The organism is Amycolatopsis sp. NBC_00355, from assembly GCF_036104975.1.
Taxonomy (GTDB): Bacteria; Actinomycetota; Actinomycetes; order Mycobacteriales; family Pseudonocardiaceae; genus Amycolatopsis.
This window is the reverse complement of sequence record NZ_CP107982.1, coordinates 1,837,340-1,857,101: the sequence shown is the minus strand read 5'-3', so window position 1 is coordinate 1,857,101 and position 19,762 is coordinate 1,837,340. Positions and strand designations below refer to the sequence as shown.

Annotated in this window: 16 protein-coding genes and 1 tRNA gene; 8 read left to right on the top strand and 9 right to left on the bottom strand. The window is 70.7% G+C overall.

Annotated elements, in window-relative coordinates:
- Nucleotides 1-22: 22 nt before the first annotated feature.
- The gene (locus OHS18_RS07410) at nt 23-3,682 is read right to left on the bottom strand and encodes a family 78 glycoside hydrolase catalytic domain (RefSeq protein WP_328616420.1); all 3,660 of its coding nucleotides are present in this window, start codon (nt 3,680-3,682) and stop codon (nt 23-25) included.
- A 260-nt stretch (nt 3,683-3,942) separates the two neighbouring features.
- Here OHS18_RS07410 and OHS18_RS07405 point away from each other — a divergent pair, with 260 nt between their 5' ends.
- A complete protein-coding gene (locus OHS18_RS07405) occupies nt 3,943-5,538 on the top strand; it encodes an alpha-L-arabinofuranosidase B (protein WP_442875346.1) in 1,596 nt (531 codons plus the stop codon).
- Here the strand turns inward: OHS18_RS07405 and OHS18_RS07400 are convergent.
- The 4 genes from OHS18_RS07400 to OHS18_RS07385 all read right to left on the bottom strand — a co-directional run bounded on the left by OHS18_RS07400 (nt 5,520) and on the right by OHS18_RS07385 (nt 9,056).
- Complete coding sequence (locus OHS18_RS07400) at nt 5,520-6,830, bottom strand: DJ-1/PfpI family protein (RefSeq protein WP_328616418.1); 1,311 nt, start codon at nt 6,828-6,830, stop codon at nt 5,520-5,522. The two genes, OHS18_RS07405 and OHS18_RS07400, sit on opposite strands and share 19 nt — an antisense overlap.
- 1 nt (nt 6,831) lies before the next feature.
- The gene (locus tag OHS18_RS07395) at nt 6,832-7,221 is read right to left on the bottom strand and encodes a hypothetical protein (protein ID WP_328616417.1); all 390 of its coding nucleotides are present in this window, start codon (nt 7,219-7,221) and stop codon (nt 6,832-6,834) included.
- Nucleotides 7,222-7,311: 90 nt separating this feature from the next.
- On the bottom strand, nt 7,312-7,965 hold the full coding sequence (locus tag OHS18_RS07390; RefSeq protein ID WP_328454670.1) for a response regulator transcription factor: 654 nt from the start codon (nt 7,963-7,965) through the stop codon (nt 7,312-7,314).
- Nucleotides 7,962-9,056, bottom strand: a complete 1,095-nt coding sequence (locus OHS18_RS07385; protein ID WP_328616416.1) for a sensor histidine kinase — start codon at nt 9,054-9,056, stop codon at nt 7,962-7,964. Before OHS18_RS07385 ends, OHS18_RS07390 begins: the two co-directional genes overlap by 4 nt.
- Nucleotides 9,057-9,196: 140 nt before the next feature.
- Here OHS18_RS07385 and OHS18_RS07380 point away from each other — a divergent pair, with 140 nt between their 5' ends.
- The 3 genes from OHS18_RS07380 to OHS18_RS07370 all read left to right on the top strand — a co-directional run bounded on the left by OHS18_RS07380 (nt 9,197) and on the right by OHS18_RS07370 (nt 14,169).
- Entirely contained in the window at nt 9,197-11,773 is a 2,577-nt protein-coding gene (locus tag OHS18_RS07380; protein ID WP_328616415.1) for a glycosyltransferase, read from the top strand.
- The gene (locus tag OHS18_RS07375; RefSeq protein ID WP_328616414.1) at nt 11,773-13,224 is read left to right on the top strand and encodes a radical SAM protein; all 1,452 of its coding nucleotides are present in this window, start codon (nt 11,773-11,775) and stop codon (nt 13,222-13,224) included. Before OHS18_RS07380 ends, OHS18_RS07375 begins: the two co-directional genes overlap by 1 nt.
- Before the next feature lie 102 nt (nt 13,225-13,326).
- Nucleotides 13,327-14,169 (top strand): lysozyme, encoded by an 843-nt coding sequence (locus tag OHS18_RS07370; protein ID WP_328616413.1) that lies wholly within the window; start codon nt 13,327-13,329, stop codon nt 14,167-14,169.
- Between the two features lie 10 nt (nt 14,170-14,179).
- Here the strand turns inward: OHS18_RS07370 and OHS18_RS07365 are convergent, their stop codons facing one another.
- Together OHS18_RS07365 and OHS18_RS07360 are read right to left on the bottom strand one after the other, a co-directional pair.
- Entirely contained in the window at nt 14,180-14,461 is a 282-nt protein-coding gene (locus OHS18_RS07365) for a hypothetical protein (protein ID WP_328616412.1), read from the bottom strand.
- Nucleotides 14,458-15,351 (bottom strand): AraC family transcriptional regulator, encoded by an 894-nt coding sequence (locus OHS18_RS07360; RefSeq protein ID WP_328454682.1) that lies wholly within the window; start codon nt 15,349-15,351, stop codon nt 14,458-14,460. Before OHS18_RS07360 ends, OHS18_RS07365 begins: the two co-directional genes overlap by 4 nt.
- A 98-nt stretch (nt 15,352-15,449) precedes the next feature.
- On the opposite strand from OHS18_RS07360, the gene OHS18_RS07355 reads away from it, so the two are divergent.
- The 4 genes from OHS18_RS07355 (at nt 15,450) to OHS18_RS07340 (ending at nt 18,324) form a co-directional block, all read left to right on the top strand.
- A complete protein-coding gene (locus OHS18_RS07355; RefSeq protein ID WP_328616411.1) occupies nt 15,450-16,133 on the top strand; it encodes an alpha/beta hydrolase in 684 nt (227 codons plus the stop codon).
- A gap of 102 nt (nt 16,134-16,235) precedes the next feature.
- Nucleotides 16,236-17,477, top strand: coding sequence for a GDSL-type esterase/lipase family protein (locus OHS18_RS07350; RefSeq protein WP_328616410.1), 1,242 nt, complete (start codon nt 16,236-16,238; stop codon nt 17,475-17,477).
- A gap of 56 nt (nt 17,478-17,533) precedes the next feature.
- Entirely contained in the window at nt 17,534-17,923 is a 390-nt protein-coding gene (locus tag OHS18_RS07345; RefSeq protein ID WP_328458923.1) for a hypothetical protein, read from the top strand.
- A gap of 44 nt (nt 17,924-17,967) precedes the next feature.
- Complete coding sequence (locus OHS18_RS07340; protein WP_328616409.1) at nt 17,968-18,324, top strand: ClpX C4-type zinc finger protein; 357 nt, start codon at nt 17,968-17,970, stop codon at nt 18,322-18,324.
- 15 nt (nt 18,325-18,339) lie between these two features.
- On the opposite strand, the gene OHS18_RS07335 is transcribed toward OHS18_RS07340, so the two are convergent.
- Both OHS18_RS07335 and OHS18_RS07330 read right to left on the bottom strand, forming a co-directional pair.
- Nucleotides 18,340-19,416: a toll/interleukin-1 receptor domain-containing protein gene (locus tag OHS18_RS07335; protein WP_328616408.1), complete on the bottom strand. Its 1,077-nt coding sequence runs from the start codon at nt 19,414-19,416 to the stop codon at nt 18,340-18,342.
- Between the two features lie 163 nt (nt 19,417-19,579).
- A tRNA-Pro gene (locus OHS18_RS07330) sits at nt 19,580-19,653 on the bottom strand.
- Nucleotides 19,654-19,762: the final 109 nt, after the last annotated feature.

Sequence of the window (19,762 nt, the reverse complement as noted above, 5' to 3'; positions counted from 1 at the left end):
GCGACGGCACCGGCCCGCGGGCTCACGCGGGAGCGGTGAACACGTACGACCCGGCGGGCACGAAGTACGTCCCCGCCGCCGACGGCACCGCCTCGGCCGGCGCGTTCACGGCGCCGGGCTGCGACGTCGGGACCCGGACGGTCGCCGAAGCGCCCGCCGGGACCGTCACCCGCAGGGTGAGCGTGCCGCCGCTGATCGACCAGTCGCTGACGGCGCCGCCGAACGGCGTCTCGTACGTGGACTTCGCCGACGTCAGGCCACCACCCGGTTGCGGCGCCACGGAGAGCGCCGCGTACCCGGGTGCCGCCGGGGACAGCCCGCCGACCGAGCGGTACAGGAAGTCGCCGACCGAGCCGAGCCCGTAGTGGTTGAACGAGTTCATCCCGGGATCGTTGAACGAACCGTCGGTCTTGATGCCGTCCCAGCGTTCCCAGATCGTCGTCGCGCCGCGGCCGATCATGTAACCCCAGCCGGGGAACCCGGGCTGCAGCAGCACCTGGTACGCGACGTCGGCGTGCCCGTGGGCGGCCAGCACCGGCAGCAGGTTCTCGACGCCGAGGAAGCCGACGCTGAGGTGACCACCGCTCGCCGCGACCTTCGCCGCGAGCTTGTCCGCCGCGGGCTGCACCCGTGCGGCCGGCAGCAGCCCGAACGCCAGCGCCAGGACGTACCCGGTCTGCGTGTTCGCGCCGACCGTGCCGTCCGCCGCCGAGAACTTGTTCGCGAACGCCGCGGCGATCTGGTCGGCGAGCGTCCCGTACTTCGTGGCTTCCGCGGTGTGCCCGGTGGCCGCCGCCATCCGCGAGACCAGCCGCGACGAGTACGCGAAGAACGCCGTCGAGATCAGGTCCTGCGCGGTGTTGTCGTTGACGTTGAGCCAGTCCCCGAACGTCTGGTGGTCGCGGATCAGGTCCGCGCCGGACGTCGAGCGCAGGTACTCGACCCACTTGACCATCGCGGCGAAGTGCTCGTTGATCACGCCGGTGTCGCCGTAGCGCTGCCACAGGGTGTAGGGCACGATGACGCCCGCGTCGCCCCAGCCGGCCGTGCCCGAACCGTCGAGCACACCCGGCGCGACGTCGGTGAACGAACCGTCGGCGTGCTGGGCGTCGGTCAGGTCGTCGCTGAACTTGCCGAGGAAGTTCGCGACGTCCAGGTTGAACGTCGACGTGCCCGCGAAGATCCCGATGTCCCCGGTCCAGCCCAGCCGCTCGTCGCGCTGCGGGCAGTCGCTCGGCACCGACAGCATGTTGGAGCGCTCACCCCAGAGGATGTTGTGCTGCAACTGGTTCACCATCGCATTGGACGAGGTGAACGTGCCGGTCTGCGCGCCGGTCGTCCACATCGCCCGCCCGGTGACCGTGTTCGTGGTCGGCGCGGACGGCAGCCCGGTCAGCTCGACGTACCGGTAACCGTGCACGGTGAAGCGCGGTTCGTACGTCTCGGCGCCGCCGGTGCCCGCGAGGGTGAACCGGTCGGTCGCCTGCGCGGCCCGGAGGTTGTCGGTGTAGATCGTGCCGTCGGGGTTGAGCACCTCGGCGTGCCGCAGCGTCACCGTGGTCCCCGCCGGGCCGGTCACCGAAAGCCGGTCGACACCGCCGAAGTTCTGGCCCATGTCCGCGACCCACACACCCGGCTTGGGCTGCGTGATGGCGACCGGGTGGAACTCCTGCTGCACGGTGACGCCGTTGTCCACCTGGGACACCAGGTTCGGCTTCGCGTCGGTGCGCACGCCGGCGGCCTGCCACGCGCTGTCGTTGAAGCCGGGCTGGTCCCAGCCGTTGACAGCGAGCCGGGCGTCGTAGTTCTCACCCTGGTAGAGGTCGTCGGCGCGGATCGCGCCGTCGCCGGTCTTCCAGGTGCCGTCGGTGGCGACGGTCGCGGCTGTGCCGTCGGTGAACGTCAGCCGCAGCTGTGCCGAATACCACGGCTTGGTGCCGTAGCGCTGGCTCCCGGCGATACCGAGGCTGCCGGAGTACCAGCCGTTGCCCAGCATCGCGCCGAGCGCGTTCTCACCCTGCCGGATCTGGCCGGTGACGTCGGAAACCCGGTACTGCAGCCGTTTCGTGTAGTCGGTCCAGCCCGGTTCGAGGACCTCGCCGCCGACCTTGGTCCCGTTGAGCCGGGTCTCCTGCAGGCCGAGCGCCGTGGTGAGCAGCCGCGCGCTCGCCACCGGCTTGCTGACCGTGAAGCTCTTGCGCAGCAGGGGAGCGGGTGACGCGACGACGACGTTCGACGCCCACGGCCCGGTGCCGTACGTGGTCAGCGCCCGCGCCGCGGTCCACGCGCTGTCGTCGAACGTGCGCTGCTGCCAGCCGGACGGCCCGGTCTGGTTCGCCTTCCACGTCCCGTCGGTGACGACCGTCGGCCCACCCGTGACGGTCAGCTTGGCGATCATCCCGGCCGGGCTCTGCGTGGTGTTCTCGCTGCTGATCGCGATGACGTTCGCGCCGGTGGTGAGCAGCGAACCGACGTCGACGACGGCGGCCTGCTTCCACGAGTCGGCGGAGCGCGGGGAGGAACTGACCTGGGTGCCGTTGACCCACACGGTCGCGGTGTCGTCGCCGGTCACGACGAGCGTGGCCTTCGACGGCGCCGCGCTCAGCTGCACGGTCTTGCGGAAGTACCGGGTCGCCGGCGGGATCCCGCCCGCCGGATCGCCTTCGGGGTACCAGACCCAGCTCGCGCCGGCGAGGTCCGGACCGGCGGCCGAGCGCCCGATGAACGCGCCGGTCCACTCGGTGGCCGGGGCGCGCAACGCCGTCTCGAACCGCTGCACCGGGCTCCAGCCGCTCGCGCGGCCCTGGGCGTCCCACACCCGGACGCGCCAGGTGTAGGCCGTCAGCGAGTTCAGCGCGGGACCGCCGTAGGCGACGTCGGCCTGCTGCCCGGACGCGACCTGGCCGCTGTCCCAGACGTCGGATCCGTTGGCGGACACCACGATCTGGTACGCCGACTGCCGCTGCTGCGAGGCCGACGACGTCAGCTTCCAGCCGAACCGCGCCTGCGCCGGGTCGACGCCGATCGGGTTCGCCCGCGTGCCGACCGTCGCGCTCGCGACCGTGAGCGGGGACGCGTCACTGGAATCCGGCGTAGTGACGCCGGCGCCCCACGGCGCGGCGCCGTAGCCGCCGAGATCCGCGGCCGCGGGCCAGGACCCGTCGGCGAAGCCGGGCTGTTCCCAGCCGTCCGGCGCGGTCTGCGCGCTCTTCCAGCCGGCGCCGGTGGTCAGGTCGGTGGTGCCCGACGCGGTCGCGACGTGCAGGCGCCCGAGCAGACCGGCCGGGCCGCCGGCGTTGCGGACGGCGACGGCGAGGGTGTTGACGCCGGGGACGAGCGCGGGCCGCAGGTCGACCGGCAGGCCCGTCTTCCAGGAGTCGGTGACGCGGGCCGAGGACGCCAGGGGTTTGCCGTTGAGCCAGACGTCGGCGGTGTCGTCGCCGGTCACGGTGAACCGGGCGTCGCTGACCGCGCCGGAGGCGACGGTGAACGTGGTGCGGAAGTACCGGGTCGCGGCCGGGGCGGACACCCGCGCGTCGCCCTCGGGGTACCAGATCCAGTGCGCTCCGGAGATGTCCGGTGGGGGCGCGGCACCCGCCGGGGGCGCGGCGGCGCCGGAGAGCACCAAGGTCGCGGCGAGGGCGGTGGTGGTGGTCGCGCGCCAGAGCTGGGATCGCGGCATTGCGGCTCCTGGATGACGGGGACGGGGCTGCGGGAGTTTAAAACGTTTCAATCCAGTGTGATATGTGACTGTAATCAGAGGATCACGCAACCGCAATACTCCACTGGAGGCAGCGGCGGCCGAAGAGCGCCGGTGGGAGGGGCATTCCTAAATCGTTTTAGGCGACCCGGGAGTGGCCGGCCGCGAATGGTCGCGTTGACGAAACGAGGGATCCGGCGTCATAGTGCTGGCTGGTAACGCTCACATCAATCGGTCCCACCATGGAGGCTTTTGTGTCTCAATGTCGAGACAACAAATGTGTTAGCGCTAACATTCCGGCCCGAAGTCTGCGCACGCTCGCCGTCGTCGCCCTGCTGCTCCTGGCGAGTCTTACGACCGCGTCGGCGGCCTTGACGGCCTCGGCGGCCGAGGCTGCCACGTCACTGCCGTGCGACATCTACGGCGCCGCGAACACCCCGTGCGTCGCCGCGCACAGCACCACGCGAGCCCTCTACGCCGCCTACAACGGCCCGCTGTACCAGGTCCAGCGCGCGTCCGACGGCGCGCGGAGCAACATCGGCGTCCTGGCAGCCGGCGGGTACGCCAACGCGGCGGCCCAGGACTCCTTCTGCGGCGCGACGACCTGCGTCATCACCGAGATCTACGACCAGTCGCCGCGGCACAACGACCTGACGATCGAGGGACCCGGCGGCGCGGGCGGTCAGGACACCGGCGTGCCGGCCGACGCGCTACCGGTCACCGCGGGCGGCCACCAGGTCTACGGCGCCTCGTTCTCCGGCCGGATGGGCTACCGCGACAACACGACGTCCGGTGTCGCTCGCAACGGCCAGCCCGAGGGCATGTACATGATCACCTCCGGCACGCACGTCAACGGTGCCTGCTGCTTCGACTACGGCAACGCCGAGACGAACAACCAGGACACCGGCAACGGCCACATGGACGCGCTCAACTTCGGCACCGAATGCTGGTTCCAGCCCTGCCACGGGGCCGGCCCGTGGGTGCAGGCCGACCTCGAGAACGGGCTCTTCCAGTCCGACTCGGGTGGCAGCAAGAACACCGCGAACACCGGGATCACCAGCCCGTTCGTCACAGCCCTGCTGAAGAACAACGGCCAGAACTTCTTCGCCCTCAAGGACGGCAACGCCCGGTCCGGTGGGCTGCGGACGACCTACTCCGGCCCGGAACCGACGCTCGGCGGGTACGCGCCGATGCACCAGGAGGGCGCGATCGTCCTGGGCACCGGCGGGGACAACAGCAACGGCTCGATCGGCTCGTTCTTCGAAGGCGTGATGACGGCCGGCCTGCCGACCGACGCCGCGGACAACGCGGTCCAGGCGAACGTCGTGTCGGTCGGCTACGGCGGCCCGACCGGCAGCACCGGCACGCTGTCCCCGGCGTCGGAGATCTCGGTGCGGGCCACCACCGCCTGCTGCACCGGCGACTACCTGCGCCACCAGGCGGACAAGGCGCTGATCTCACCGGTCGCCTCCGGCAGTTCCGCGCTCGACAAGAGCGACGCGACCTGGATCGTGCGCCGCGGCCTCGCCGACGCGTCGTGCGTGTCGTTCGAGTCGCGGAACTATCCCGGGGACTTCCTGCGGCACTTCGACTTCCAGGTGCTGCGCCAGCCGATGGACGGCAGCGCGGCGTTCCGGTCCGACGCGACGTTCTGCCCGGTCGCCGGGAAGAACGGGCAGGGCACGTCGTTCCGGTCCGCCAACTACCCCGCGAAGTACCTGCGGCACTACGACAACTCCGTCTACATCGCGGACTCCAGCGGTGCGAACGCCTGGGACAGCGCCACTTCCTGGGCCGACGACGTCAGCTGGGCGGTCGCTCAGCCCTGGGCGCCCTGACGCCGTCGCCGGAGCACCACGACCACACCGATGCCCAGGAGGATCAGCGCGACCGGCGTGGCCGTGGGCCACCACGGCCACGCCGGGCCGTCGAACACGACGTCGTCGGTGGGCAGCTCCAGGGCTTTCGCCGTCCACCGCGCGGTCGCGACGTCGGTGTCGCGCGCGAGCCCGCTCACCGCGACGCCGTAGGCGAAGCCGGGCCGGTCGTGCGCGTACTCGGGCGCCGGCCCGCCCGGCGGCGTCGGCACTCCGCGCGTCGCGCCGGGCACGAGGAGCCGGTCGAGATCGGCGTCGGCGAGTTTCGCGCGGGGCAGGAAAGTCAGCCCGTGCCGGGAGCGGACGGCGCCGCCGTCCGTGCTCACCGCGACGGTCCGCGACGACAGGGACTGGCCCTGGGTGTCGAACACCGACGCCAGCTCGATCTCGCCGGCGCCGTCGGGCACCAGCACCCCGATCTCGGCCGGGTTCCAGCGGAAACCGGCGTTGACGATCGCGACCGCGTCCGGCATCGCGGCCGGGGTGGTCACCGGGACGGGCGTGCCGTAGTGCCGCCAGCCGATCGCCTTCGCGGCGTCGGCGGCCACGGCCGGGCCCGCCAGCCGCTCGACCAGGTGCAGGGTCCCGTCGATGCCCGACAGGATGCCGGCCGTGGTGACGACGTTCCCGTCGTCGACGTACCGCTTCCCGCGCTGCCAGTGCACGGCCGGGTAGTCGTCGGCGTAGGACTCGAGCTTCAGCCAGTGCGTGGTGGCCGGGCGGCCGTCGAGCAGACCGGCCGAGGCCAGCACCCCCGCGCCGTTGCAGACGCTCAGCAGCCGCGTGCCGCGAGCGGCTTGCGCACGCAGCCACGTGGTGACCGGTTCGTTCGTGGCCTCACCGGTGTCCGGCATCGCCGGGACGACGACGAGGTCCGGCGCGGCCCCGCCCAGCCGCGTGGCGAGATCGGCGAAACTCAGGTCGGGCACCAGGTCGAGACCGCCGGTCAGCGGCTTCGGCGCCCGGTCCGGGGCGACCGTGTAGACGTTGAACCGGCCGGTGGCGGCGAGGATCTCGTACGGCGCGAGGGTGTCGGAGACGACGGCGCCGGCGTTCCCCACGACGACCACCGCGGTCGGCTTGGCCGGGTCGTGGGGGAGCGGCGGGGTGGTGGGTGCGGCCCGCTGCGGACCGGGGGCGTTGAGGGCGCGGAACGTCGCCAGTGCGGAGACGGTCGCGCCGACACCGGGGATCAGCAGCACGGCGACCACCGCGGCGAGGACGATCGCGCTGCGGCGCAGGAGGATGCGCATGTCAGTGCCAGTACTCGGCGCGGCGCCACACCATGACGGCCAGCATCAGCGGGAACATGATCACGTGCCCGGCGATCATCAGGGCGTCCCCGGACAGCACGCCGAGCCAGTACGGCGCCAGCAGGACCACGAACGGCAGGTACATCGCCGCGGACATCTCGGCGATCCGCGGCCAGGAGTGCCGCCGCAGCAGCATCGCCGCGGCCATCGCGACGCTCATGTCGGTGGCCATCACGAGCGCGTCGAGGTCGGGGCGGGCCGTCCAGGCATCCGGCCAGAGCGGGGCGAGCGCGACCATGCCGATGATCATCGCGGCGACCATTTCGACGTAGTGCGCGGCGAACCGGGTGAGTTTGCGGCCGGTGGTCCGGCCGGTTTCGGTGGTGGTCATGGGGTTCCCTCCAGGTTTGTCCTGGACGAGAATCCCGGCCCGCGGGCGTGCTGCCAGGTGCCGGAAGTCATGCCGGGGGTCATGACCCCGTCAGAGGAGACCCAGGTCCCGGGCGCGCAACGCGGCCTGGGTGCGGTCGCGGGCGCCGAGCTTGCCCAGCACGTTCGTGACGTGGTTCTTCACCGTGCCCTCGGCGAGGAACACCGCGGCGGCGATCTCCCGGTTGCTGCGGCCGTCGGCGACCAGCCGCAGCACTTCCAGCTCCCGCTCCGACAGCGGCACGACCAGCGGCTGCGGCCGGGGAGCGGTCGGCTCGGGCAGCTGCGCGAACCGCGCGACGACCTTCGCCGCGACGGACGGCTGGAGCACCGACTCGCCCCGCGCGGCGGCCAGCACGGCCTCGACCAGCCGCGCCGAGGAGACGTCCTTGAGCAGGTACCCGACCGCGCCCGCGCGCAGGGCCGCGAAGACGTCCTCGTCGTCGTCGAACGTCGTGAGCGCGATGACCTGGACGCCCGGGTGCGCCAAGCGCAGCCGCCGGGTGGCCGCGACGCCGTCGAGGACCGGCATCCGCAGGTCCATCAGGACGACGTCGGGGGTCAGCTCGGCCACCCGCGTCAGTGCTTCGTCGCCGTTGCCCGCTTCGCCGACGACGTCGATGTCGTCGCGGGTGCCCAGCAGGGTCGCGAGGGCCTCGCGGAAGAGGGCCTGGTCGTCGACCAGCAGGACCCGGACCGGGCTCACGCCGGTACCTCCATGCTCAGCGCGCACCCCTGTCCCGGGGCCGATTCGAGCGCCAGCTTCCCACCGAGGCGCGCGGCCCGTTCCCGCAGCCCCAGCAGGCCGAAGCCGGTCGTGGGCGTGCCGTCGGTGCCGGCGCCGTCGTCGCGGACCTCGACGCGGACCGCCGCGTCGGCGTAGTCCACCAGCACCTCGACGCGGCTCGCCCGGGCGTGCTTGCGGACGTTGGTCAGGCCTTCCTGGGCGGCCCGGTAGAGGGCTTCGTTCACCTCGTCCGGCAGCGGCCGTTCGACCCCGGAGACGGTCAGCGTCGCCGGGACGCCGGTCGCCGACGTCTCCTCGGCGAGCGCCTTCAGCGCTTCCGGCAAGGGCGGCACGGCGCGGGGTTCGCGCAGGGCCCGCACGGACCGCCGGACGTCGGCCAGCGCCGCTTCGGCCTGGTCCTGCGCCTTCGCGAGGACGTCGTCGGCCTTGCCGGGATCGGTCGGCAGGACCGCCCGCGCGGCCTTGACCTGCATCTGGACGACGGTCAGCGCGTGCCCGAGCCCGTCGTGGATGTCCCGGGCGACCCGGTTGCGCTCCTGCGCCGTCGCAAGCCGTTCCGCCTGCGCGGCGTAGTCCCGCAGCTTCGTGTGCGCGTCGGCGAGTTCCCCGCGGGCACGCTTCTCCCGCTGGAGCAGCTCCGTGACGACGGCCGCGAAGACCACGGACACGAGCGTGCCGAGACCTTCCTGCAGCCCGGCGCCCAGCGACATCCCGAGGTGCACGAGCGGCACCACGGCGATCACGACGGCGAGAGCGGGCAGCGGCAGCCTCAGCAGGACACACTGGCTGACCAGCACCACGAGGAAGAGCGTCGCGCCGACACCGGCGTTGATCGTGAAGATCACGAAGGCCAGCGGCAGCTGGACGACGACGTACGCGCCGGCCCAGCCGAGGTGGTCGCGCCGGCGCACCCAGCCGAAGCCGGCCGTGCCGAGCGCGGCGAAGACGGCACCCAGCACAAGCGATGCCACGGGCTCCCCGGACGCGAGGACCCCGAGCACCACGGAGAGGAAGGCGCCGCCGGTCAGCACCGCCAGAGCCCGGTTCACGGTGCCACTCTGCGGGGTCCGGCGGGCCCGGTCAACCGCCCCGCCTCCGGGAAAGCGCTGTCTGTTCGCACGGCGTCTCGGTGACCGGGCCACGTAGGGTGGAGCGGACACCGCAGTCGAGAAACGGGAGTCCGCCATCGATGTCAGTGCTCTGGGGCGTGTCCTTCGACGGAACTCCGCTGTCCGGGGTGGTGGTCGAGTTCCTCAAGACGGCGGGCCGGCTGTCCGCCCGGGGGCACCGCGTCCACCTCGACCTCGGCTACGACATCAAGGCCGACAAGGGCGCGTTCTTCCGGCCCTACCGTGACGAGGCCGCACTGCTGCCGGAATGGGTCGTGCTCGACCGGATCGACGGGGTCGAGCGGGTCCGCGGGTACGACCGGGCGTTCGTCGAGCGGGTGCTCACCGAGGTCGTCCAGCGGGAGGCCGGCGCGGCGCTGCGGCCGGAGATCGACCGGATCGCCGGCGAGCTGGCCGAGCGGATGGTCGAGACGTGGGAACGCCTCGGCGTCACCATGGTGATGGTCGAGAACGGGACCCTGCCGGAGAACCCGACCTACACCGAGGCGCTCTACCGCGCGATCGACCGGTACGGCGCGCGGCACCGGCTCGGCCGGTTCGTGTTCTGGCGCGACCACGACCTGATGTGGCAGAGCGAACCGGGGATCGCCAAGTACGGGCGGTTCCCGTACCGCGAGACGCCGGCGCCGCGGAACTCGCCGCACATCCACTACTTCGCGCTGCACGAACAAGCCCGGGCACGGACTCTCGAATGGGTGCCGGGCCTGCGTTACCTCGACGTCCTGCCGAACACGTTCCCCATCGACACCGCGAAGATCGACGCGCGCAACGCCGGCTTCAAGCGCGACCACGGGATCCCCGAGGACGTCCCGCTGCTGGCCCGGATCACGCGGATCATCCCGCAGAAGCGCGTCGACCGGGACCTGCACCTGCTGGCGCTGCTGCCGGACGCGTGGCTGTTCGTGGCCGGCGACGTCGAGGAGTCACCCGCGGAGTACGAGAGCCTCACCCGGCTGGCCGAACAGCTCGGGGTGCGCGACCGCGTCGTCTTCGGCGGCTGGCTGACGCCGTACGACACGACCACGCCCGGCCGCTACTCCGTACGCGATCTCCTGGCGCACGCGAGTGTCGTGTCCTTCCTGACCTCCTACGACTACGAGAGCTACGGCAACCCGATCAGCGAGGCGATCGCCTCCGGGACGCCGTACGTGACCAGCGGGTACGAGCTGTACAACGCCGTTTACGGCAGCAAGGGGTTCCGGGCGCCGGTGCTGGACATCCGGGCCCGCGACCTGCCGGACGCGGCGTTCGCCCGCGAGGTGGCCGAACTGATCACCGACGAAGGGAACCGAGCGGAAGTGGTGCGGGCGAACCAGGAACTCGGGCGGGCGCGCTTCGGCACCCAGGTCGTCGACGACCTGGTCGACCGGCTGTACCCGCCGCCGATGGGCGCCGGGACGCGGCTGAGCGTCGTGCTGCCGGTGTACAACGAGGCCGCGAACCTGCGGTCGGTTCTCCGGACGCTGTACGACCAGCAGGCGCTGGACAAGGAAAGCTACGAGGTCGTCCTGGTCGACAACAACTCGACCGACGACACCGTCGCGCTGGCCCGCGAGTTCGCGGCCGGGCACCCGGACCTGGCGGTCCACGTGATCCGCGAACCCGAGCAGGGTGTCTCGTGCGCCCGCCGCGCGGGCATGGACTTCGCCGCCGCCCGCAGCCGGAACCGGCCCCACACCGATCCGGCGCAACGCTTCTACCTGGTGTCCGCCGACGCCGACTGCCGGGTCGACGCGCACTGGCTGAGCGAGCTCCTGGAGGCGATGGAGACGACCAAGGCCGCGATCGGCGTCTGCGACTACTACTACAACGCGGACCACTTCACGCACCGCCCGCGGCTGTGGGACGCGATCCAGCGGACGTTGCGCTGCCGCGCCGTGACGTTCGCGCTGTTCGGCGGCTTCCCCGACGGCAAGGGCTTCGCCGTCGAACGGGACGCCTACGAGCGCGCCGGCGGCATCGAGATCTTCTACCAGCTGCAGGACGGCAAGTTCGTCAACCACCTCTCCGACGACTGGGACTTCGGGATCAAGGTCGCCAGCGGGGGAGACGCCATCACCTACGCGCCGCGCTCGCGCGTCGAGATCAACCCGCGCCGGGTCGACCACGCCATCGACGAGGTCATCACCGGCCGCGCCTACGGCTCCGGCGGCACCATCGTCATGCGCGACATCCGCCCGTCCGCGCCGGTTGCGGAGACCGACCTGACCGAGGCCGAGGCCCTGCAGGCGTGGGAGTTCTCGATCAAGGACTTCACGCCGAAGAACACGATCCTGCCGGTGCTGCTGACCCCGGCCCTGCTGGAGGACGACGCCGTCATCGGGTTCTTCGGCGCGGACCTGGCGGCACGCCTGAGCGAGCGGATCGCCGAGATCCGCGACGAGATGCGCGTCGTCGACTTCACCCCGATCCACGCGTACAAGACGCCGTCGTACCGGCTCTACTTAGAGTTCGCCGACGAGCTGTTCGCGTGCCTGCGCAAGCACGTCGGCGACGACATCGGCTACCCGCCGCCGCTGCCGCCGTGTTTCGCGGACGTCCCGCCGGAGCGGTTCGCGGAGTTCGTCCACTACTACTGCGAGGACCGCGAATCCGGGGAAGCCCACAACTACTTCGGCAACGGAGGGGTGTTCTGATGACGCTGGCCTACGAAGAAGCGATCGGCTCACTGCACGGTCTCGACCCCGCGTGGCCGCGGCCCGCGGTGCTCGACGTCCTGGAGGCGCCGGAAAACCGGCACCTCCTGGACTACGTGCAGGAAGACCCGTTCGGCGCGCACGTGTTCCCGGGCAACGTCCCCGGCTACGCGCCGGAGGACTTCCTGCGTGACCTGGACGCGCAACTGGCGTCGAGCGCGCCGATCCACCTGTGGTCCTACATCCCGACGTGCGCCTACCGCTGCCGGTTCTGCCAGTACCCGGTGGTGCTGGTGAAGGGCAAACCCGAGGTCACGTACGAGAAGGCGAAGCACTGGGTCGACCTGAACATCCGTGAGGCCCGGATGTGGCTCGACGCCGTCCCCCACCTGGCGGGCGCGGAGGTCGGCGAGTTCAACGTCTTCGGCGGGACGCCGTCGCTGCTGCCGGAACCGGAGATCCGCCGGTTGCTGGACTTCTACCGGTCCGAGTTCGGGTTCACCGCGGACACGACCATCCGGTTCGAGGGCGACCCCAGCACGTTCACGCCGTCGAAGCTCGAACTGCTGCGGGACCTGGGCTGCACCAAGTTGTCCAGCGGCGTCCAGTCGTTCGACGACCACGTCCTCGAGCTGTGCGGGCGGGAGCACTCGGCGCGGATGTGCGTCGACTTCGTCCGCAACGCCCAGAACCTCGGCTTCGAGTGGGTCAGCATCGACCTGATGTACGGCCTGCTGGACCAGACCCTCGACAGCGTCCGCCGGGACCTCGACGTCGTGCTGGAGAACGAGATCACCGCCGTCGTGTGCACCAAGCTGCACCTGGCGTCCTACAGCGACACCCGCACGGGCGTCACGGGGGAGAAACCCGCCGCGTGGCAGCTGCCGTCCTACCGGGACAAACTGGTGCGCGACGGCCATCGCTGGCCGACGCTCGGGGAGCAGTACCAGATGCGGGAGCTGCTCACCGACGGCCTGCGCGCGGCGAACTACACCGAGCACCCCACGATGTACTTCGCGCGCGACGGCCTCGGGCCGGAGAAGTGGAAGTCCATCATGGTCGACCAGGCCAAGCAGGAGGCCGAGGTCGCGATCGGGCTCGGCGGCAGTTCGAGCTGCCGCGCGTCGGAGGCGATCACCGACGTCAACTCCAAGCGCTACATCGAAACGGTGGAGGCCGGCCGGATCCCGCTGGGTTCGGCGACGCGGTTCACGCCCGAGGCCCAGGAGGCGCGGGCGGTGAAGATGGCGCTGACGACGTTGCAGCCGCTGCGCGACTCGGTGCACGGAGAGCGCTTCCCGGGACGCTCGCTGTTCGCCGAACCCTGGCTCGGGAAGTTCCGCTCCCTGGCCGATCGCGGCCTCGTCCGGCTGGATTCCGATGCAGGGGAAGTGGAATTGACCCAGACCGGAGAAGTCCTGGTGGAGGCCATCATCACGACCGAGCTCTGAGGACCGGGATCACTCCGACGGGTGACAGAAGTCTCGCGAGGACCGGTACGGGCGTGCAGCATGGGGTCAGCACCGTACGGCCGTACCGAGATCGGAGCCCAGATGACCCGAATCGTCCCGGGACCCCTGGCGAAGCTGGCCGGGGCGGGCGCGCTGGCGGCGTTCGCGTCGGTGGTCGTCGCGGCGCCGGCCCAGGCCGCTGCCGACTATTCCCACGCCGACACGAACTTCGCGGGCACACAGATCGAAGCGCACGAAGGGATCCACGGAAGCCCGCTCACCTCGCGCGCCGACGTCGCGGACCAGACCCTCGGACACGACGTGAGCGGCCACCAGGGCCCGGTCGACTGGGGCGCCGCGACCGGCGGCGGCGCGAAGTTCACCTACGTCAAGGCGACCGAGGGCACTGGGTTCGTCAACCCGCAGTACGCCCAGCAGTACGACGGCGCGCACGCCGCGGGCCTCATCCGCGGCGCGTACCACTTCGCCCGCCCGGACGTCTCGAGCGGCGCGGCGCAGGCGGACTACTTCATCGCCAACGGCGGCGGCTGGCGCGGTGACGGCACGACGCTGCCGGGCGCGCTCGACATCGAGTACAACCCGTACGGCGATCCCTGTTACGGCAAGAACCCCGCCGACATGACGGCGTGGATCGCCGATTTCACGCGCACGTACCTCGCGAAGGCCCACCGCAGCGCGCTGATCTACACCAGCACGACCTGGTGGAAGACCTGCACCGGCAACGCGAACGGGTTCGGGAACACGAACCCGCTCTGGCTGGCCCGCTACGGCCCGGAGGTCGGCGAGCTCCCGGCGGGTTGGGACAAGCAGAGCATCTGGCAGTTCGCCCGCGGCGGCGGCCTGCCGGGGGACCAGAACTACTACAACGGCCCGATCGGCCGCGTGCAGGCGCTGGCGAAGGGCCAGGCGGCCCAGGCCGCCTAGCGCGTGTGGTCTAGCGTGACCTGCGGATGACGACGTCGGGCCACGGCGGCTTGCGCAGTACGGCGAGGGTGCCGAGCGTCGCGGCCATCAGGCCGGTCATGGCCCCGATCAGCAGGACGCGGGTCGTGTCCACGGCGGCTTCCCACGTGACCGTGCCATCGTGGATCACGAACACCCCGACCGGGTGACTCACCGGGATCACGGTCGTCCCGTCCGGCGTCTCGTAGGGGTCGCCGAAGACGGTCCCGGCCGGCCTGGCCGCGTCACGCACGGCCCGCAGTTTCGCTGTCATCGGTCCATCGAACCGGAACTCGCGGCGCCGCGCCAGGCCCGGGGCGAACTCCCGTAGGCGCGGGAGAACGCCCGGCTGAAAGCGGCTTCCGAGGCGTAGCCGACGCGGGCCGCGATCCGGCCGATCGGCTCGGCCGTGCCGCGCAGCAGGCGGGCCGCGTGGTCCAGCCGCCGCCGTTGCACGTACGCCCCGGGCGGTTCGCCGACCGACTCGGCGAACCGCGCGGCGAACGCCGAGCGCGAGAGCGACGTGAGCCGGGCCAGCTCGTCGACCGGCCAGTCACGCCCGGGGTCGCGGTGGATCGCGGTGAGCGCGGGCCCGAGCGCCGGGTCCATCGCCGCGGTCAGCCAGCCGGGGTGCGCGTCGTCACCGGATGCCGCCCACGTCCGCAGCGACCGGATGAAGAGCAGGTCGAGCAGCCGCGACACCATCACCCGGGCACCGGGCTCGGGCCGGGTCACCTCGGAGAGGAGCAGATCCCGGCTCAGCGGGAGCCACGCCGCCGTCCGGGAGTCGCCGCGGATCACGATCGCCGCGGGCAGGACCCCGAGCAGGGGTGCGGCGACGACGGTCTCGACCAGGAACTCGCCGGTCACCCAGTCCGCGGCCGGCGCCGGGCGGACGACGTGCGCGTCGCCGCGGGCGACCAGTGCCATGTCGCCGTGGTCCAGCTCGACGGGCGCCTCGCCCTCGACTTCGAGGCGGACCCGCCCCGCTCCGACGAGGTGCAGTGACCGGGTCCCGGCGGGAAAGCGCTCGACGACGTCCGTGTGCCGGCGCACGTCGCCGCCCTGCAAATGGATCGCCTGCAGGACGTCGGAGAGTGCGTCCTGCTCGCCGTACGTCGGCAGCGGCGGTGAATCGGCAAAGTTTTCCGGTCTCCGGGCCATGGTTCTTGCTCGAACCTCCTCATAGGCTGTGGAGGCAGTATGCGCGAGCGGCGCCGCACGAGCGGACCCGGCGCGCCCGATCGAGGAGGAATCCCATCATGTCTGCCAAGCCGACGGTGGTGCTGGTCCACGGCTTCTGGGGCGGCGCGGCCCATTGGGCGAAGGTCATCGGGGAGCTGGACAAGCGCGGCTTCGGGGCGCTGCACGCGGTCGAGAACCCGCTGACGTCGCTGGCCGCCGACGCGGCCCGCACCCGGCAGATGGTCCAGCAGGTCGACGGCCCGGTGCTGCTGGTCGGCCACTCGTACGGCGGCGCCGTCATCACCGAGGCCGGCACGCTCCCGAACGTGACGGGCCTGGTGTACGTCGCGGCGTTCGCGCCCGACGCGGGGGAGAGCCTCGCGACGGTCAGCGAGGGCCACGACGCCCCGGGCGGCGCGAACATCGCGCCGGACTCCGACGGCTACCTGTGGATCGCGCAGGACAAGTTCCACGAGAGCTTCTGCCAGGACCTGCCCGACGACGAGGCCCGCGTCATGGCCGTCACGCAGAAGGCGCCGGTCGGCTCGACGTTCGGCGACCCGGTGACGGACCCGGCGTGGAAGCAGAAGCCGTCCTGGTACCAGGTTTCGGCCCAGGACCGGATGATCGCCCCGGACAACCAGCGCCGCATGGCCGCCCGCATCGGCGCCCGCGAAACGATCGAACTCGAGTCCGGGCACGCGTCGCTGGCGTCCCAGCCCGTCGCGATCGCCGACTTGATCGAGCGCGCAGCCGGCTGACAAGATCGGACAGGACCGCCCTCGCGCTGTTGTCCGCGCGGGGGCGGTTCCTTACTCTCGTTACTGTCACGGTTTTCGTTTCGTCCTTTGTGGACTACGGGGGTGCCTGTGCGCGGCAAGGTGGCGGTTCTGGCTGCGGTTTCGGCCCTGGCGTTCGCGGCGGCGCCGGTCGCCGCGGGAGCCGGACAGGCGTGGTTCACCTCGTGGGCCCAGTCGCAGGACGGCCGCGCGGACACCCCGTTGACTTCTCAGTCGCTCCGGATGATCACCCACCTGAGCGAAGGCGGCGACGCGATCCGCGTCCGCCTGCAGAACACGTTCGGCACGGGCCCGCTGTCCATCGGCCACGCGACGGCCGGCGTGAGCGCGGGCGGCGCGGCGGTGACCGCGCCCCGGGACCTCACCTTCGCGGGCGCCCGTGCGGTCACCGTTCCCGCCGGGGGAGAGGTCTGGAGCGACGAGCTGCGCCTGACCACGCGGCCGGACACGAACCTGGCCGTGAGCATGTCGGTACCGGGCTCGGCGGTGGTCGGCCGCCACGGCGCGGCGTTGCGCGACAACTACCTGACCGCTCCCGGTGCCGGGGACCACGCCGGCGACCCCGGCGGCTCGGCGTTCGCCCAGACGGTGGGCTCGACGTACGTGGTGAGCGCGGTGGACGTCCACAACACGGCGGTGAAGGGCACGATCGTCCCGTTCGGCAGTTCGGTGGTGGACGGAATCGGCAGCACGAACTGCGGCCCGGGGTGCACCCAGCTGGGCGCGGACCGCCGCTGGGCGGACGACCTGGCGCGCCGGGTGTCCGGTTCGGGCCTGGCCGTCGCCAATGCCGGCGTCTCGGGCACAACGAGTGCTCCGACCTGCCCCAGCATCCCGCCGGGTGTGGTCGGCCTGGACGCCGCGAGCCGCCTGGACCGCGACGTCCTGGCTCTGCACGGCGTCAAGTCGGTGATCTACTACTACGGAACGAACGACCTGGCCTACGGCTGCGACGCGACGGCGGTCCTGGACAGCTACCGGGCGGTCTTCGCCCGCCTCCGCGCGGCGGGCATCGCGGTGTACGTCACCCCGAGCACCCCGCGTCCGGGCTACAGCGACAAGAACAACCTCGATCGGCACGAGATCGCGTTGTTCGTGGAACGCTGGAACAACTGTGGTGGCCTGTGCACGGGAATCCTCGACTTCGACGAGGTCGTGAAGGACCCGCTGAAGCCGAACAGCATCAACCCGGCGTACGACAACGGGGACGGAATCCACGCGAACGCCGCGGGCCAGCAGGCACTGGCGGACTTCATCTCGATCCCGATGCTCACGGCCGGGTCGACTTCCCACACGATGGGGTGACAACGCGCGTCGCAACGGCTTGAGTGTGCCGGTGGCTGCGCAAAGTACGTCGGGTGATGAACAACTCGATGGACGACGCGGGGTGCTGCCTGCTGTCGGTGGCCTGGAACATCGCCCCGCTGCTGGAACCATCGCCGACATCCCGCCGCTCATCCCTGCGCGCGACGGTCGAGGAGACCTGCCGTGTCACCGGCCTCGGAGCCCGCTCGTGGTCGTTGCACCACGGCACAGGAACGGAGGCGGAGTACCGCCCGTTCCTCCAGCTGGCGGACGTCGCCTACGAGATCGCCACGCTGCTGCTCCTGGTAGGCGACTTCCTGGTCCCGGATCTCGAGCGCGAACACCGCCGCTGGGCGGAAATCGAGGGCTTGATGTCCCGCCTGGAGGAACTGGCGGGCTGGACGTCGTCGTTCCTGGGCTCGCTGACCTTGTCAGGCCACTCCTGACGCGCGTAAGGTCCAGCCTGACAGATTCTCTTCTGGGAGGCTCCATGACAACTGCGATCCTGGCCCACTGTTCGTTCTGCGCCCGCCCGAACACCGAGGTGAAGACCCTGGTGAGCGGCCCCGGAGTCTTCATCTGCGACGGCTGCGTCTCGTTGTGCGCAGCAGTGATCGAGGGCAAGCCGACGTCGATTGCCGCGGTGGCCCCGTGGGACCAGGACCTGACGCTGGAGGAGGTCCTGTCCCGCCTGGCCCCGGTTGCGTCTTCAGGCGCCCAGGTGCAGCAAAGCCTGACGGCGTGGGTCCGCAAAGCGCGTTCGCTGGGCGGCACGTGGACCCAGATAGGTGCGGCATTAGGAATGACCCGCCAATCGGCATGGGAACGTTTCTCCGGCGACGAGTGACGGAGTTCTGGCCGCCTAATTTATTTGCGTGTCGCGGTAGGCATCCAGGGCGCGGTCGAACTCTTCCGATGTAACCGGGTCGAGAGTGATGGCGAGCGTGAACGTGAGGTTCACGTTTTCGCCCGCGTGCAGGCGTGCTGAAAGACCGTCGAGTTCGGACAGGTACTGCTCCACCAGTGCGCGGACCTGCCGGATGGGCCCGTCCACGAACCGCGCTTCGACGTTCACGGCGTGACGCAGCGCATCGTTGGCGACGCCGGTTGCGCGAAGATCTGCCGACCAGTCGAGCAGTTCGCCGTAGATGCTGGTCAGCCGCCTGGCGAGATGTTCGATCCGTTCCGGATCACCCTCTTCCCCCGGTTTGCCGAATGCGGCGGTCTGCGCCTCGGGGGAAAGCACGCGTTCCACGTTCGAGATGATCGTGCTGATCGAAGTAAGCTTGGTGCGTAGCAGTGGAAGGCCTTCGCTGTCGTTGATCACCTTACCGTTGTGCGACGCAAACTCGATCACGTGATCCCGGTATTTCTCCTCCAGGGCGGTGATGCCCTGGAGCAGCAGGCCGCCGTAGAGAAGAAATTCCCAGCCCGGCGGGCGTTCGCTCAGCACAGTGGCAATAGCCTCGGTCGTCCGCGGCGCCCGCCCGTCGAACTTCGGCGGTCTGGCCTTGGTCCGATCGCCGAGCTTGCTGAGGATGGCATCCACGATCCCGTCAACCCCGGCGAACTCTGCGTCGATGTACCCGATGGTGGAGTGCAGGCCAGGAAGCTCGGCCTCGTCTATGCGCACCGGAAGGATGTAGGGCGCACTCTGCTGAAACGCCCGGTCCTGTGCGGCCTGTCGTTCGTAGCCGGTCCACTTCTTGCTGACGTAGTGCTGGGAGACGAAGAGAACGGCATAGCGTGCGCGACGCCCGTAGATCGCTTGTAGGAAGTCGACGAGGTTCTCGCCCCACATCTCGGACGTGCTGTCTTCGTCGAAGAAGACCTTGATGTCGTGGTCCTTGAGATGGGTCACGACCGCCCTGACAAGCTCCCGGTCCTCACCGGCGAACGACACGGCGATGTCATAGTCAAAGGTTTCGTCGTTCGTCACCGGTGCTCCCATATCGCGCGAAGCAAGGGATTTTAGTTGACTGACTCGGCCTGACCGGGAGCGGACGCCCGACCCGCCGGGCTCGACGTGCGGCCTTCGAGGCCCTCGGGCTTCTCAGGCATGAAAAAGGCCACCTCTACCTGCGTAAAGGTGGCCGATCCGGTCGGGCTGACAGGATTCGAACCTGCGACCCCTTGACCCCCAGTCAAGTGCGCTACCAAACTGCGCCACAGCCCGGACCCGCACTTCTCAGTGCGTGTGAGTACTCTAGCGCGCCCCCGGAAGGGCTCTGTAACCAGGGTGCCTTGCCCGCCTGACCTGCGGAAACCCGCGGAAACCCAGCGCG